Origin of the sequence: Ilumatobacter sp., assembly GCF_039969435.1 — a bacterium.
Classification (GTDB): Bacteria; Actinomycetota; Acidimicrobiia; order Acidimicrobiales; family Ilumatobacteraceae; genus Ilumatobacter_A.
On the sequence record NZ_JBDVNU010000021.1, the window covers coordinates 99,362 to 115,256 of the forward strand.

The following is a 15,895-nucleotide window of genomic DNA, read 5'->3' on the forward strand; positions in this document are numbered from 1 at the left end:
GGGTCGGACCCGATCGTCGGAGCGATCAGCGCCCGCGAGCGGACGTGGTCCTCGTTGCGACGACCAGGAATTCGGCGGTGTCCAGAGTGGGTCGGTCGAACCCGTAGGCGCCGGGCTCGACGCTGCTGATGCTGTCGACGGTCAGCCCGTTCCCGTCGAGGAGCATCCGCAGTTCGCGAGGCGTGTAGCAACCGGTCCACAGGTCGACGGTCTTGGTCTCCCCGGTCTCCGACTTGATCTCGGTCTCCTCGTGGTTGACACCGGTGTCGGCGTCGAAGTCGGCACCCTGCCAGTGCTTCGCGACGAAGTACGCACTGAACGCACTCAACGCCACGCGACCACCCAGGCGCACGGCGCGGGCCATCCCGTCGATCACGTCCGTGTCCTCGCCGCTCGCCGTCATCAGCCCGAATGCGCCCTGACACAGGCAGATCACCGCGTCGAACTCGGCGTCGAAGGTGAGAGAACGTGCATCCGACCGTTCGAACGTCGCACCGTCGGGGGCGCCGGCGGCGGCGATCTCCACGAAGCGTTCGCTGATGTCGATGCCGTGAACGGTGATGCCACGACGCGCCAGTTCGTGTGCATGGCGACCCGGGCCACAACCGACGTCGAGCACCCGGTCGCCCCTCGACAGCCCGAGTGCGTGGACGATGTGGTCGACCTCCTGCACCGTGCCCTTGGTGAACGAGTACCGGAGGTACGCCTCCCCCATGTGGTCGGCCAGGTCCTCGAACCAGTGGTCGCGGCTCTCGCCACCGCCCGTCATCGAACCGGCCTCGACGACCGCGTGAGGTTGTTGCGGCGCCCGGGCGCAACGACCTCACGCGAATGCGGACAGACCGGACCGGTGGGCGACGTCACCGTGTCACCCCTTGGCGGAGGCCCAGGTCGAGCCCCAACTGACGTTGACCTCGAGGGGCACGTCGAGGTCGGCGGCGCCGTGCATCAACTCGATCACGAGGTCACCGATCTCCTGCTTCTCGGCCGGCGGCACCTCGACGAGGACTTCGTCGTGCACCTGCAGGATCAGTTCGCTCTCCACGCCCGGTCGGCTCAACGCTTCGTCGATCCGCACCAGTGCCACCTTGAAGATGTCGGCCGCGAGGCCCTGGATGCCGGCGTTCATCGCCTGACGCTCCCCGGCCTGACGCACCCGGAAGTTCGAGTTCATCAGCTCGGGGATGGGGCGTCGCCGTCCGAACAGCGTCTCGGTGTACCCACGTTCACGCGCCGCAGCGACGGTGTCGTCCATGTACTGCTTGACATTCGGGAACGCGACGAAGTAGGCGTCGAGGATCGGTGCGGCCTCGTCGACCGGGATGTTCAACCGTTGCGCCAGGCCGTAGGCCTCCATGCCGTAGGCGAGTCCGTAGGAGACCATCTTCGCCTTCGACCGTTGATCCACCGTGACCTCGCCGGGCTCGACCGAGAAGACGCGCGAGGCGGTCGCGTTGTGGATGTCCTGGCCGGTGTTGAACGCTTCGAGCAGTCCGGAGTCCTGTGCGAGGTGGGCGATGCAGCGCAGCTCGATCTGGTTGTAGTCGGCGACCAGCAACTCGGTCCCGGGCGACGCCACGAACGCCCGCCGGAACAACCGGCCCTCGTCGGAACGCACGGGGATGTTGTGCAGGTTCGGCTTGTCCGACGACAGACGCCCGGTGCGCGCCACCGTCTGGTTGAAGGTGGCGTGGATGCGCCCGTCGGCGGCGACCTCCTGCAGCAGGCCCTTTCCGTACGTGCCGCGCAGCTTCTCCACCTCGCGATGCCGACGCAGCGGCGCCAGGAACTCGGGCCACTCGTGTTCGAGCTTCTCCAGCGTGGCGGCGTCGGTCGACGGCCCGGTCTTGGTCTTCTTGATCGGCGTCAGCCCTCTGGTGTCGTACAACAACTCACGGAGTTGCTTGGGCGAGTTCAGGTTGAGGTCGGGCATGTCCGCGACCTCGCGGAGTTCGGCCACGAGCGACTCGACCTCGGCGGTGAGCTTGTCGTTCAGCCCCTGCAGTTCGTCGATGTCGACGGCGATGCCGATGTGTTCCATCTTCGCGAGCACCATCACGAGCGGGTTCTCGATCGTCTCGTAGAGCGTGGTCATGCCCTGTGCTTCCAGGCTCGAACGGATCGGGCCGACGAGGTGGTGCACCGCGAGAGCGTCGCGTCCGGCCAGGTCGGCGTCGGTCAGCGACGTGCCGTCGAGGTCGAGCTGGCCGGATCCGGCGGCGTCCGACGGCCGGGCCCACTGCGTGTACTTCTCGATCAGATCGGGCAGGTCGTAACGCGCCTCGGCCGGATCGATCAGGTACGCGGCGATCGCGGTGTCGAGTGCGATTCCGTCGAGCGAGCATCCCACGCCGAGCAGCGAACGCATCAACGGCTTGATGTTGTGGCCACGGACGTCGGAGTGCGCTGCAATCGCATCCTGCACCGCCTTCTCGGCGAGCAGACCCGCCGGGATCCACGCGACGTCGGCCGACTCCGCGTCCGTCACGACGGCGAGTCCGACCAGGTCGGTTCGACCCGGATCGCCCGTCCACGTGGCTGCCACGTCGAGCGCGGCCACGCCCTCGATCGCTGCGACGGCGTCGCCGACGGTCTCGATCACGGTCACTTCGGCGACCAGTTCCTGCTGTTCGTCCTGGGGACCGAGGTCGACGGCAGCGCCCATGCCGTTGATCGCCGCGGTGATCCGACCCGACAGTGCACGGAACTCGAGGAAGTCGAACAGGCGCTTCATCTCCGCGCCGTTCGGCTTCGGGACGAGGTCGTCGAAGTCGACGGAACCGACGGGCGCATCGTGACGCAGGACCATCAGGTCGAGGTTCTTGCGAGCGCGTGCCTCGTTCTCGACGAGGTTCTGCCTCAACTTCGGGGTCTGCTCGTCGACGTTGGCGAAGATGCCGTCGAGGCCGCCGTACTTGTTGATCAGCTTCGCCGCCGTCTTCTCCCCCACTCCCGGCACGCCGGGAAGGTTGTCGGAATTGTCGCCGCGCAGGGCGGCGTACTGCACGTACATCTCGGGGCGCACCCCGGTCTTGCCTTCGATGCCGTCCTCGTCGTACAGCGCGTAGTCGCTCACGCCGCGCTTGTTGTACATCACCTTGACGTTCGTCTCGTCGTCGACCAGCTGGTAGCTGTCACGGTCGCCGGTGACGATGATGACGTCCTTGCCGCGTGCGGTCAGCTCGTCGACCGCCGTGGCGATGAGGTCGTCGGCTTCCCATCCCGCCACGTCGATCGTCTGGATGCCCAACGCGACGAGCACCTCGCGCACGAGGCCCATCTGCTGGCGCAGGATGTCGGGAGCCGCATCGCGCTGCGCCTTGTAGGTCGGTTCGGCGTCGTGGCGGAACGTCGGCTCGGGCCGATCGAAGGCCACGAGGATGCCCTCGGGCTTCTGCTCGTCGAGCACGTAGGCGAGCATCGACGTGAAGCCGAACACGGCGTTGGTGACCTGGCCGCTGGCGGTGGCCATGTCGGTCGGGAGGGCGAAGAACGCTCGGTACGTGAGCGAGTTCCCGTCGACGAGAAGGTGGGTCCCCACGGTCAACTCCGTTCGTGTTGGTCGATGACGATGCGTGGGTCCGGCCCACACTCGACATCAGTCGGTTGCTGGGCGCAGTGAGCCGTCGAGGATGCGGTCGGCGACGTCACGCATGCGGGTGCGCTCGGCCATCGCCGTCTTCTGGATGAAGGCGAAGGCGTCCGCTTCGGACAGCGACAGTTCGTCCATCAGCAGGCCCTTCGCTCGATCGGTGACCTTGCGCGATTCGAGTTGCTCGCCGAGCGTGTCGACCTCACCGGTCAGTGCCTGCAACTCGCGGAAGCGGCCCATGGCGACCTCGATCGCAGGGATCAGGTCGCTCTTCTGGAACGGCTTGACGAGGAAAGCGAGTGCCCCCGCATCACGGGCCTCCTCGACCACTTCGCGCTGGCTGAACGCGGTCAGCATCAGGACGCCGCACAGACGCTCGGCGTTGATCGTGCGTGCCGCTTCCAACCCGTCGGCGCCCGGCATCTTGATGTCGAGAATGGCCAGGTCAGGCATGGTGTCGCGGATGAGGTCGACGACGGTGTCGCCACGGCCGGTCTCACCGACCACCACGTAGCCCTCCTCCTCGAGCGTCTCGCGCAGGTCCATGCGGATGATGGCTTCGTCTTCGGCGATCACGACGCGCAAGGGCATGGGAGTGTTATAGCGCCATTCGCGCGAACGACCCCGGACGCGGCGTCACCGCGCCGAGCCCAGACCGTCGAGCAGCTCGTCCTGACGACGTTCCAGTTCGGCGATCTCGGCGACGACCCGGTCCCGGTTCCTGCGGTGCGCCTCGGCATGTTCCCGAGCTCGGCGGGCGTCTCGCGAGACGCCCGTGTCGTCGGCGACGATCGCCCGCACGGCCATGTCGTCGGCCTCGTCGCGCAGCATGCGGGCCTGTTCGTCGATCGTTCCCAGTTCTGCACGCAGCGAGGCCAGGCGCTTGGAGTCCTTGGCCAGCTTGCGGGTGATCGATCGCTTCGACACGCCGGACATCGTAGAGCCCGGCGACCGGTCGGGCCCGAACCCCGTCGTTCCAGCTCTGAACCGGGACGACGAGCTTGCGGGACGGTGGCGGGGCGGTATCGTTCGCCCCGCACGCCCCGGTAGCCCAATTGGCAGAGGCAACGGTCTCAAACACCGTCCAGTGTCGGTTCAAGTCCGACCCGGGGTACGACAGAGCACGGCGACGCGACCCTCGCGTCACCCTCGGCGCCATCTGGAGGGTTACCGCGCGGTAAGGGTTCGACGCCCCGATCGCTCGTCTAGATTCGGCGAACATGCTCGCTTTCACCTTTCCCGGTCAGGGATCGCAACGCCCGGGAATGGGCCGCCCCTGGCAGGACCACGAGAGCTGGGAACTCGTCGACGAGGCGTCCGAGGTCGCGGGCCGGGACATCGCCTCGCTGCTGTGTGATGCCGATGCCGAGGAGTTGAAGGACACCCGCAACGCGCAGCTGACCACGTTCGTGTCGAGCCTGATGGTGCTCGACGCCGTGCAACGCATCGGGATCGATGCGAGCTTCTGCGCCGGCCACAGCCTCGGCGAGTACACGGCGCTCACCGCCACCGGCGCGCTCGGCTTCGACGAGGGCATCCAGCTGGTGTCCGAACGTGCCGCTGCGATGCACGACGCCGGGCTCGCCCGTCCGGGAACCATGGCCGCGGTGCTGGGTCTCGACGACGACCAGGTGGTCGTGGCGTGCAACCTCGCCGACTCCGACGTGTGGGTCGCCAACTACAACGCACCCGGCCAGGTCGTCATCGCCGGATCACCCGCAGGCGTCGACAAGGCATCGGCCCAGGCGAAGGAACTCGGCGCCAAGCGGGTCATGTCCCTCCCGGTGTCGGGAGCGTTCCACACGCCGTTCATGGCCGCCGCCCGTGATCGGCTGCGCGAAGCCATCGCCGCCGCCGACCCCCGTGACACCGACGTCCCGGTCGTGTCCAACGTCGACGCGAAGGCTCACGACGTCGGCGCCGAGTGGGCCAACCTGCTGTCGGCGCAGCTCTCCAGTCCGGTGCGATGGCGCCAGAGTCTGCTCACGCTGCAGAGCGCTGGTGTGACCGACTTCGCCGAGCTCGGGCCCGGCGGCGTGCTGAGCGGGATGGCCAAACGCACGACCGACGGACGCACGATCTCGATCGCCACACCCGACGACCTGGACAAGTTGCTGGAGTGGGTCGACGCGGGAACCACCACCCTGGCGTCCCAGCTCGAGGGTGAGCACCTGTTCGCCGTCGAACGGCTCGTCGTCAGCCCCGGCACCGGCATCTTCACACCGCTCGACGACATCGCCGAAGGCACCGCGATCGACGTCGGAACGGTGATCGGCCACGTCGGTGACGCCGAGGTGCGTTCATCGTTCTCCGGGCAGTTCCAGAGTTTCATCGCGGTCGACACCGAACGCGTCACACTGCGCCAACCCATCGCCTGGCTGCGGTCGAGCTGAACAGGAACGCGCACCATGCCAGCAGTACCGAACGGAGTCCGCGGAGCGGTGATCACCGGCTGGGGGACCGCTCTCCCCGAGCGGATCCTCACCAACGTCGACCTCGAGTCGATGATGGACACGAGTGACGAATGGATCCGTGACCGAACCGGCATCGTCCAACGCCACGTCGGCGGCACGACCGCCGGGCTGTCCACCGAGGCGGGCCGCAAGGCGATCGAGATGTCGGGTTGCGACCCGGCCGACATCGACGCCCTGATCCTCGCCACCACCACACCCGACCGCTGCGTTCCCGCCACCGCATCCACCGTGCAGGAACTCCTCGGGCTGTCGTGCGGTGCGAACGACCTGAACGCGGCGTGCTCCGGTTGGGTCTACGCACTCGTCAACGCCCACGGGCTGATCGCCATGGGTGCCGACAAGGTGCTCGTCATCGGAACCGACACGCTCGACCGGATCACCGACTACACGGACCGCAACACCGGGATCCTGTTCGGCAACGGGTCGGGAGCGGCGTTGATCGAGGCGGTCGAAGGCCCCGGCCAACTGCTGAGCTGGGACCTCGACTCGGTCGGAGCGGCCGAGAGCGCACTGTTCGCCGAGATCGGCGGGGTGCTCGAGATGGAAGGCAAGGAGGTCTTCCGGCGCGCTGTGCGATTGATGGCCGACTCGGCCACCAAGGCGCTGAGCGCGGCAGGCGTGAGCGCCGACGACATCACGCTCGTGGTGCCCCACCAGGCCAACATCCGGATCATCTCGGCCTCGCTCGACCGACTCGGAATCCCGATCGAGAAGGCATCGGTCGTCCTTGACCGCACCGGGAACACCTCCGCGGCGTCCGTCCCGCTCGCACTCGCCGAAGCACTCGACCACGCACGGGTCTCCGACGGCGACCTGATCCTGTTCGTCGGCTTCGGGGCCGGCATGTCCGCCGCGAGCGCCGTCGTGCGATGGAGCCCCGATGCCGTCGAGTCGAACTCCTGACCTCGGCACGCCCGCCCACCACGAAAGCACCCACCGATGACCGATCCCGACACCAGCACACCACCCGGCCGCGTGATCCTGATCACCGGCGGATCCCGCGGCATCGGCCTGGCGTGCGCGCGCCGCTTCGCTCACGACGGCGAGCGGGTCGCCGTCACCTACCACTCGTCGCCACCGCCCGACGGTCTGTTCGGCGTGCCATGCGACGTCACCGACTCCGCCCAGGTCGACGCAGCGTTCTCCGCGGTGGAAGACCACTTCGGAGCGCCCGTCGAGGTGCTGGTGTCCAACGCCGGCGTCACCAAGGACGGGCTCCTGCTGCGCATGAGCGAGGACGACTTCGCGTCGGTGATCGATGCCAACCTGACCGCGTCGTACCGGGTCGCGAAGCGAGCCGCGAAGGCGATGCTCAAGGCCCGGTCCGGACGCATCATCCTGATGTCGTCGGTGGTCGGGATGCTCGGCCAGGCGGGCCAGTCGAACTACGCCGCGTCGAAGGCCGGTCTGGTCGGTTTCGCCCGATCGCTCGCACGTGAACTCGGTTCGCGCAGCATCACCGTCAACGTGGTGTCGCCCGGCCCGGTGGTCACCGACATGACCGCGGCGCTGTCGGAGGACCAACTCGCCGCGATCACGAACGCCGTGCCGTTGGGCCGGATGGCCGACGCCGACGAGATCGCGGGCGTGGTGTCGTTCCTCGCCGGACCCGACGCGGCCTACATCACCGGAGCCGTCGTCCCGGTCGACGGTGGCCTCGGAATGGGCCACTGAGCCCCGGCGCTCACCTACAATCCATCGCCTACACCCAACACCTGGAGAATTCAATGAACGAAGAACTGTTCGCCCGTTTCCGCAAGTGCGCCGTCGAAGTGCTCTCCGTCGAGGAGAGCGCCGTCACGCCCGACGCCAAGTTCGGTGACGACCTCGATGCCGACAGCCTCGACCTCGTCGAACTCGTCATGGCACTCGAAGAGGAGTTCGACATCGAAGTTCCCGAAGAGGAACTCGAAGGCGTCGAGACCGTGCAGAACGCGTACGACCTCGTCGCCAACAAGGTCGGATGACGGCGGACATCGCTCCGATGCCCTTGGGTCCCGCAGGCCTTCGTCGCGTCGCGATCACCGGCTTGGGAGTGGTCGCGCCCGCCGGCATCGGGAAGCAGGGATTCTGGGCCGGACTGCTCGGCCCCGGCGCGTCCGGTGGCCGATCGATCGAGATCGACGACTGGGACCCGTCCCCGTACTTCGAGAATGCCAAGGCGTCGCGTCGTTCCGACCGGGTCGAGCAGTTCTCGCTGGCAGCAGCGAGCGAGGCGTTCGAGCAGGCGGGCGGCGTGGACGCCATCGGCGTCGATGCGAGCCGGTTCGGCACCATCTTCGCCACTGGTGTCGGCGGACTGCACACGCTCGAGGAACAGATCCAGATCCGCATCGAGAAGGGTGAGCGGCGCGTCTCGCCGTTCCTCGTTCCGATGATGATGACCAACGCTGCGGGCGCGGCGATCTCGATGCGCTACGGGCTGCAGGGTCCGAACGAGACCATCACCACCGCCTGCGCCGCCGGAAGCCACGCGATCAACTACGCCGCCCGGCTCATCAAGTGGGGCATCGTCGACGCCGTCGCCACGGGAGGCTCGGAATCCGCCGCCACCCTCACCGCCCTGGCCGGCTTCGGGAACATGACGGCACTGTCCACGTCCGGCGTCAGCCAACCGTTCGCTTCGGGACGTGACGGCTTCGTCATGGGTGAGGGGTCCGCCGTGCTGATCCTCGAGGAGTGGTCCCGCGCCGAGGCGCGAGGCGCACACATCCTCGGCGAGCTCCTCGGCGGCGCCAGCAACGCCGACGCACATCACATCACCGCACCGTCACCGGGTGGCGTCGGTGCGATCGCCTGCATGCGAGCCGCACTGGCCGAGTCGGGCCTCGAGGCCTCCGACATCAAGCAGGTCAACGCGCACGGAACCTCGACTCCGCTGAACGACGCCGCCGAGGCCGATGCGATCGCAGCGGTGTTCGGACCGTCCGCAGTGCCGGTCGTCTCGACCAAGGGTGTCACCGGGCACGCACTCGGTGCCGCGGGAGCGCTCGAGGCGGCCGCGCTCGTGCTGTCGATCGAGCACGAACTGATCCCGCCCACGGCGAACACGGTCGAGGCCGACGAGGGGATGGACATCGACCTCGTCGTGGGAGAGGCCCGGGCCTGGTCGCCGGGGCCGGCGATCAGCAACAACTTCGGTTTCGGCGGCCACAACGGCTCGGTCGTCATCGCTCCGGCGTCGTAGCCCGGCGCCCCGCCGGGCGATCAGGCGTCGGCGAAGACGAACATCAGGTCGCAACTCGTGGCGACCTCTCCGCCGACGAGGACGCGGCCCGATCCCTTGCCGGCGCGCGCAGACATCCGGCCGAGCTCGACCTCGATCGTCAGTTCGTCGCCGGGTACCACCTGACGGCGGAATCGTGCGCCGTCGAGGCCGCCGAACAACGGCAGCTTGCCGGCGAACCTCGGGTCGGCGAGCACCGCGCACGCACCGACCTGGGCGATCGATTCGCACATCAGCACCCCGGGCAGCGTGGGCCGCCCCGGGAAGTGACCGGCGAAGAAGTACTCCTCGCCCGTCAGGCGCCAGATGCCGGTCGCCGACGTGCCGGGCTCGATCGCCACGAGTTCGTCGACCAACAGGAACGGATCGCGATGTGGCAACAGATCGATGGGTGTCGGAAGCGAACTCATGCCTGCATCATGGCGCACCGCCGGGTCGAGGTTCCGAATCTCGACCGGTCCCGCCCGTCAGCTGACGACGAGGCAGACCTCGCTGTCGCCGACCCGTCCGACGTGGGACGCTCCGCGGCGCGCGGGCACCATCCCCGTGCAGGTCCCGGTGATCACGAGGGCGCCCGATGTCAGCGGTGCGCCTCGCTCCGCTGCGTGCCCCGCGAGCCACGAGAGGACCTCCAGCGGATGACCGAGCGCATCGGCGCCCGTTCCCGCTGCTGTCCGCTCGCCGTCGATCCACAGCTCGACCGGCAGAGTGTCGAGAGCACGGATGGCGTCGGCATCGAGGTCGAGGGTCGGGCCCACCACCATCCGCGCTGCGAAGACATTGTCCGCGACGAGCTCCGGTCCCCCGACCAGCGGGAAGGAGGCGAGCCGTCCGGCAACCACTTCGATCGCGGCGAACACCTCGACGGCATCGGCCAACTGCATGGCATCGAGCGGAACGCCATCGATGTCGGCGAGGAGCCGGAACCCGACTTCGACCTCGATGTGCGGTGGAGTCGCGAACTCGGTCGCCGTGACCTCGGCGGGCGCGGCGATGACGTGTCGACTGCCGTACCGCCCGGCGACGGGCGCCTCCAGACCGAGGAAGCGCTGAGCCGCGACGTTCGTACACCCCGTCTTCCACCCGATCAGTCGGTCGTCGAGCAGGTCGTGGCCGGCCTCCTGGATCCGATAGCCCGTGGCGAGGTCGGTCGCTTCGGCTCCCATCGCACCGACCGCGACGCCGCTCTCCGCGGCCTCGGCGAGCTGCCGGGCGATCGCGACGATCTGCGCGTCGGTGGGTTCGGTGTTCATCGTCGTTGCTCCTCGCGGGCGGCCATCGCTCGACATCCTCGCGTGTCACCGCAACGTCGAAGTCATCGCACCCGCATCGTCACCGCACCCAAACATCCTCTGCGACCGTCGGGCGTCGCCGACCGGAAAATGGGAAAGGCCCGGATCGGGGGATCCGGGCCTCTCAACCGGAAGAAGTCCGCCGATTGGGGGATCGGACTGTGGACTCTTCAACGAGTGCAACATGGGGGGTGTTGTCACTTCGACTTGCCAACTCGTGATTTCGATCACAAGCTGTGATGAGAGTATGCACACCGTGCGAGCGATCTGACAAGGAGATATCGGAGATACTCGCTATCGTTTTTGGAGATGGATGTCCGCCAGCTCGCCGCGATCGTCGCAATCGCCGACCACGGCACCTTCTCCGCCGCCGCGCGATCGCTGTACACCGTCCAGTCGAACGTGTCCGGCCACGTCTCCCGACTCGAGAAGGAACTGGGGGTCACCCTGGTCGACCGGGCTCAGGGCGAGCTGACCGAGGAGGGCGCTCGGGTCGTGGAACGAGCCCGTCGCGTCCTCAACGAGATGGAGGACATCACGTCCGACGTGAGCAGCCGACACGACAACGTGTCCGGCCAGACCCGCATCGGGGTGATCGGCACCACGGCGCGATGGCTCACGCCGTCACTGCTCCGCCAACTCGCGACCGATCACCCCAACGTTCGTGCGATCGTCCGTGAGGGCGCCTCGTCGTCGTTGGTCCCCAACGTGATGTCCGGTGAACTGAACGCGGCGATCATCCACCTCCCGATCGACGAGCCCGAGTTGGTCGTGGAGCCGTTGTTCGCCGAGGACCTGTTCCTCCTCGTCAGCGAAGGTCACCGGCTCGCCGGGGCCGACACCGTGCCGATCGCCGAACTCGACGACGAGCCGTTGCTCCTCCCACCCACCGGCTCGGCTCTGCGCAAACTGCTCGAGCGGGCGGCGTCGACGAACGACGTGTCGTTGCGCCCCCAGGCCGAGATCGACGGCGTCCGACTGCTGGCATCGCTCGCGTTCGACGGCTTCGGGCCGGCGATCGTCCCTGCGACCGCGATCCCCACCTGGCTCACGGGGTCCTTCCGGAGGATCACGGTCCCCGAACTCCCCCGCCGCGTGGTCGCCACGATCCGGCGGAGACGTCCCAGCGCCAACGCTCCCACGCACGTCACGCTCGAGACTCTGCGAACGGTGATCGAGGAACAGGGCGAGCAGCAACCCGGCGTGCACCCGGGTGCCTCACCGCTCGCGCCGCAGCGTCCGGCCTGAGCCTCGACACGGCTCGCATCCGTACCGAGTCGGGTACGGTGACGAGCGCATGACCGATCTCGATGATGCCGTCGACGTGCTGGGTGTGGCCCGATTCGTCGCCGGGTTCGCACAGGCCACGATCCGAACGCTCGACGACTCGCTCAGCGGTGTCGGCGGGCGAACGGTGATGTGGATCGAGTGCGATCACGACGACGAACCCGCACGACTCGACGCGGCGACCTCACAGCAGCTCGAAGCCGGAATCAAGGTGGCCCTGGACCAGCGGTTGCCCGTCGTGATCTCGATCTCGACGAGCGGTACCGACATCGAGGAGGGCATGATCGCGCTCGACGGTTGGGGACGCGTCGCGCGTCGACTCACGGCCTGTTCGGGCATCGTGCCGACACTGATGATCGTCGACGGCCCGGCCGTGTCCGGCCCCGCTCTGCTGCTCGGGATCGTCGACTTCGCGATCCTGACGGAGCGGTCGTCCGCCTTCGTGAACGGACCCGTCATGGTGGAGCAGTTCACGGGGATCGGCATCGACGTCGAAGAACTCGGCGGTGCGGCCGCCCACGCTCGCTACACCGGTGTCGCCACCATGGTCGTCGCCGATCGAGCGGCTGCCGAAGCCGCGGCACACGACCTCCTCGCGTATCTCCCGGACAACGTCGACCAGGAACCGCCCCGCTGGCCGTCGACGGACCCGGCCGACCGCTCCTGCCCCGGGGCCGGCGCCCAGATCCCCGAGTCGTCCACCGGCAGTTACGACGTGCGCAAGGTGGCAGCCGAGATCGTCGACGAGGACTCGATTCTCGAGTTGCGCGACCGCTGGGCGGCCAACGTGGTCACGGCGTTCGCCACCGTCGACGGACGACCCGTCGGCATCGTGGCCAACCAGCCGATGGTGCTGGCCGGCACGCTCGACATCCCGGCATCGCAGAAGGCGGCACGATTCGTGGCCTTCTGCGACGCATTCAACCTGTCGATCATCACCCTGGTCGACACCCCCGGCTTCTACCCGGGCAAGGACCTCGAGTGGCGCGGCATGATCCGCCACGGGGCACAACTCGTGTTCGCCTATGCCCGGGCGAGCGTGCCTCGGATCTGCGTCATCCTGCGCAAGAGCTACGGCGGTGCGTACATCGTCATGGACTCCAAGACCATGGGCAACGACCTGTGCCTGGCCTGGCCGTTCTCGGAGATCGCCGTCATGGGCGCCGGCCAGGCGGCGGCGATCCTGGCCCGTCGATCCTCACCGGAGGAGAAGGCGGTGTTCGAAGCCGACTACGCCGAGCGCCTCCTCAACCCGTACGTGGCGGCCGAGCGTGGTTTCATCGACGCGGTCATCGACCCGGCCGACACACGCGCCCACATCGCACATGCGCTCGACGTGCTCGCCGACAAGCGTGAGGACCTCGTCCAACGCAAGCACGGCAACTCGCCGTTCTGATCGACGCGGCTCCGGACGTTCGTCTCGGCCGCGCATCGACGCCTCGCGGATCGACGAACGACCGTGGGCGACGATTCAGATCGAGCAGCCGCCCGACGCGACGCCGGTGAGGCGCCCGGCGTCGAGTGCGAAGATCTGTACTCCACCCGACTCCCAGAAGCGACCACGGACCATCACCTCCATCACGGAGTCCCCGTTCAGATCTGCGACCGCAGCGATCGTGTAACGGCCCGGCGTCGGGAAGTCGACCGGTTCGGTGGACACGTGTGCCACCAGCAGTTCGTCGATCACGGTTGCGTCGGACGACGGGTAGCGGACGTAGATGCTCGTGAAGTCGCCGTCGCCACCGAAGTCGCCGGCCTGTTGGCGTTCGTAGGTCACGAGCACCTCGTCGACGCCGTTGCCGTCGAGGTCGACGCGCACCGCCTGGACGACCGATCCGTCGTTCGCCGTCCCGACCTGATCCGCCAGGAGACGGGCTCCGATCGCGGCGTACTCCGGTACCTGCAGTCCGACCTGGCGGACGGGGCGTGGCTGCAACGGCCAGTCGGCCGTGACCGCCACGGCGTCGTACCCGAGCGAGACCGCCGTGTCGGGAAGCTGCGTCGGTAGATCGATCAACGGCCCCGCCTCCTCGCCGGAGCAGTACGGCTGCCCATCGCCGAGCGTGAGCCCGGTGACGACCGCGTCGGCGCCGTCGGGAAGGTCGAGACTCGTCGCCGCGACCGACGCGATCGGTGAGGTGGGCAGCGGGTCGAGGATGCCGACATCGGCGTACTGGAGCCCCTGCCAGTCCGTGCCGTCCCAGTGACCGAGCGGCACCCAGGGAACGCCCGGCGCGCCACCACCGGCGAAGAAGCGGACGACCCGATCGGTCGGCACACCAGTCGGCATCGGCGTCTCGGTCGCCGATGGTTCGGTCGGTGGATCGCTCGGCTGCGGGTCGGTCGGCTGAGGGTCGGTCGGCTCGACGGCGGTCGTCGGTGATTCCGACGGGGTGGAGTCGGGGACCGCGGACGTGGAGGTCGCTCCGGTCGCGCTCGGATCGTCGGCACCGGTGGACACCGTCTCGACGTCCGACGACGCAGGATCGGTGGGCGCCGACACCGGTTCGCTGTCGGAGCCGGCCCCACCGCCGGGAGCCTCGCCGTCGGGCGCGACCGGGTCACCGCATGCGGCGAGGAGGACGCCGATGACGAGCGGGAGGAGACGCTTCATGCGGACCACTCTCGCGCACCGACGAGGTCGGTTCGGGAGATTTTCGGTCGGTGTCGGACGACCCGACCTCGTCACCCCGACAGCAACCGGGGCGACGTGAGGTCAGCGGTCGGTGAGATCCACGTAGTCACGCTCGTCGGCGCCGGTGTACCACTGGCGGGGACGGCTGATCTTCTGGCCCTCCACGAGCAGTTCGTCCCAGTGCGCCAACCAGCCCGACATGCGGGGGATGGCGAACAGCACCGTGAACATCTCGGTCGGGAACCGCAGCGCCTGGTAGATCAGGCCCGAGTAGAAGTCGACGTTCGGGTAGAGCTTGCGCTCGATGAAGTAGGGGTCGGACAGAGCGACCTCTTCGAGCTTGAGTGCGATGTCGAGCAACGGGCTCTTGCCCGTCACGTCGAACACGTCGTACGCGGCCTTCTTGATGATCGTGGCACGCGGGTCGAAGTTCTTGTAGACGCGGTGGCCGAATCCCATGAGTCGGCCTTCACCCTTCTTCACCGACTCGACGAACGCCGGAACGTCGTCGATCGAGCCGATCTCGGTGAGCATGCGGATGACGGCCTCGTTGGCGCCTCCGTGACGGGGCCCGTAGAGGGCAGAGGCAGCGCCGGCGGCCGACGAGTACGGGTCGGCATGGCTGGAACCGATCACCCGCATCGCGGTGGTTCCGCAGTTCTGCTCGTGGTCGGCGTGCAGGATGAACAGGATGTCCATCGCCCGCTCGAGGCGCGGGTCGACCTCGTAGTTCTCGCCGATCTTCCACATCATGTTCAAGAAGTTGGCCGAGTACGACAGGTCGTTGTCGGGCATGTTGAACGGCAGGCCGACGGAGAACCGGTAGCACATGGCGGCGATGGTCGGGGCCTTCGCGATGAGGCGAAGAACCTGGTGGTTGCGCGAGACCGGATCCTCGATGTTCTTCGCTCCGTCGTAGAACGTGCCGAGCGCTGCGACGGCCGACACGAACATTCCCATCGGGTGGGCGTTGTAGTGGAAACCGTCGACGAAACGCTTGCGCATGTTCTCGTGGATGAACGTGTGATGGGTGACGTCGTGGGTCCACTGGTCGAGCTGCGTCGTGTCGGGCAGGTCGCCGTTCATCAGGAGATAGGCGACCTCGAGATACGTCGACTTCTCGGCCAGCTGTTCGATCGGATAGCCGCGGTAGCGCAGAACGCCGTTGGTGCCGTCGAGGTACGTGATCGCCGACTGCGTGGCCGCCGTCGACATGTACGCCGGGTCGTACATGAAGAGGCTCGGATCGAGTTCACGCAACGCCGAAGAAGAGAACACACCGCCCTCGATGGGGACCGTGACGGTCTTTCCGGTGCGGTCGTCGGTGATGGTGATCGTGTCGGGCACGTGGCTTCCTCCGTGGCTCCAGGGTTGTGGGTCGTGCTCGGA

15 protein-coding genes and 1 tRNA gene are annotated in these 15,895 nt (G+C 67.7%); 8 read left to right on the forward strand and 8 right to left on the reverse strand.

Annotated elements, in window-relative coordinates:
* Positions 1–25: 25 nt before the first annotated feature.
* The 4 genes from ABJK40_RS12230 to ABJK40_RS12245 form a co-directional block, all read right to left on the reverse strand.
* The gene (locus ABJK40_RS12230) at positions 26–769 is read right to left on the reverse strand and encodes a methyltransferase domain-containing protein (protein WP_348479551.1); all 744 of its coding nucleotides are present in this window, start codon (positions 767–769) and stop codon (positions 26–28) included.
* A 99-nt stretch (positions 770–868) separates the two neighbouring features.
* Positions 869–3,541 (reverse strand): DNA polymerase I, encoded by a 2,673-nt coding sequence (gene polA / locus ABJK40_RS12235; RefSeq protein WP_348479552.1) that lies wholly within the window; start codon positions 3,539–3,541, stop codon positions 869–871.
* 57 nt (positions 3,542–3,598) lie between these two features.
* A complete protein-coding gene (locus ABJK40_RS12240; protein ID WP_348479553.1) occupies positions 3,599–4,183 on the reverse strand; it encodes a response regulator in 585 nt (194 codons plus the stop codon).
* A gap of 45 nt (positions 4,184–4,228) precedes the next feature.
* Positions 4,229–4,519 carry a hypothetical protein gene (locus ABJK40_RS12245; RefSeq protein WP_348479554.1) on the reverse strand — a complete coding sequence of 97 codons (291 nt, stop codon included), beginning with the start codon at positions 4,517–4,519 and terminating at the stop codon, positions 4,229–4,231.
* Positions 4,520–4,632: 113 nt separating this feature from the next.
* On the opposite strand from ABJK40_RS12245, the gene ABJK40_RS12250 reads away from it, so the two are divergent.
* The 6 genes from ABJK40_RS12250 to ABJK40_RS12275 all read left to right on the forward strand — a co-directional run bounded on the left by ABJK40_RS12250 (position 4,633) and on the right by ABJK40_RS12275 (position 9,253).
* Positions 4,633–4,706, forward strand: a tRNA-Leu gene (locus ABJK40_RS12250).
* A gap of 106 nt (positions 4,707–4,812) precedes the next feature.
* Positions 4,813–5,985, forward strand: coding sequence for an ACP S-malonyltransferase (fabD, locus tag ABJK40_RS12255; protein ID WP_348479555.1), 1,173 nt, complete (start codon positions 4,813–4,815; stop codon positions 5,983–5,985).
* Positions 5,986–6,000: 15 nt separating this feature from the next.
* Positions 6,001–6,969: a beta-ketoacyl-ACP synthase III gene (locus ABJK40_RS12260; RefSeq protein WP_348479556.1), complete on the forward strand. Its 969-nt coding sequence runs from the start codon at positions 6,001–6,003 to the stop codon at positions 6,967–6,969.
* Between the two features lie 36 nt (positions 6,970–7,005).
* Positions 7,006–7,740 (forward strand): 3-oxoacyl-ACP reductase FabG, encoded by a 735-nt coding sequence (gene fabG, locus ABJK40_RS12265; protein WP_348479557.1) that lies wholly within the window; start codon positions 7,006–7,008, stop codon positions 7,738–7,740.
* 53 nt (positions 7,741–7,793) lie between these two features.
* Positions 7,794–8,033, forward strand: a complete 240-nt coding sequence (gene acpP, locus ABJK40_RS12270) for an acyl carrier protein (RefSeq protein WP_348479558.1) — start codon at positions 7,794–7,796, stop codon at positions 8,031–8,033.
* On the forward strand, positions 8,030–9,253 hold the full coding sequence (locus ABJK40_RS12275) for a beta-ketoacyl-ACP synthase II (RefSeq protein WP_348479559.1): 1,224 nt from the start codon (positions 8,030–8,032) through the stop codon (positions 9,251–9,253). The genes acpP and ABJK40_RS12275 overlap by 4 nt, the downstream gene beginning before the upstream one ends.
* Positions 9,254–9,273: 20 nt before the next feature.
* On the opposite strand, the gene fabZ is transcribed toward ABJK40_RS12275, so the two are convergent.
* Together fabZ and ABJK40_RS12285 are read right to left on the reverse strand one after the other, a co-directional pair.
* Positions 9,274–9,702, reverse strand: a complete 429-nt coding sequence (gene fabZ / locus ABJK40_RS12280) for a 3-hydroxyacyl-ACP dehydratase FabZ (protein ID WP_348479560.1) — start codon at positions 9,700–9,702, stop codon at positions 9,274–9,276.
* 57 nt (positions 9,703–9,759) lie between these two features.
* Positions 9,760–10,545 carry a fumarylacetoacetate hydrolase family protein gene (locus ABJK40_RS12285; RefSeq protein WP_348479561.1) on the reverse strand — a complete coding sequence of 262 codons (786 nt, stop codon included), beginning with the start codon at positions 10,543–10,545 and terminating at the stop codon, positions 9,760–9,762.
* 348 nt (positions 10,546–10,893) lie between these two features.
* On the opposite strand from ABJK40_RS12285, the gene ABJK40_RS12290 reads away from it, so the two are divergent.
* A complete protein-coding gene (locus ABJK40_RS12290; protein WP_348479562.1) occupies positions 10,894–11,832 on the forward strand; it encodes a LysR family transcriptional regulator in 939 nt (312 codons plus the stop codon).
* 49 nt (positions 11,833–11,881) lie between these two features.
* On the forward strand, positions 11,882–13,267 hold the full coding sequence (locus tag ABJK40_RS12295; RefSeq protein ID WP_348479563.1) for a carboxyl transferase domain-containing protein: 1,386 nt from the start codon (positions 11,882–11,884) through the stop codon (positions 13,265–13,267).
* 75 nt (positions 13,268–13,342) lie between these two features.
* On the opposite strand, the gene ABJK40_RS12300 is transcribed toward ABJK40_RS12295, so the two are convergent.
* Positions 13,343–14,485 (reverse strand): hypothetical protein, encoded by a 1,143-nt coding sequence (locus ABJK40_RS12300; RefSeq protein WP_348479564.1) that lies wholly within the window; start codon positions 14,483–14,485, stop codon positions 13,343–13,345.
* A gap of 102 nt (positions 14,486–14,587) precedes the next feature.
* Complete coding sequence (locus ABJK40_RS12305; RefSeq protein WP_348479565.1) at positions 14,588–15,853, reverse strand: citrate synthase; 1,266 nt, start codon at positions 15,851–15,853, stop codon at positions 14,588–14,590.
* Positions 15,854–15,895 lie beyond the last annotated feature (42 nt).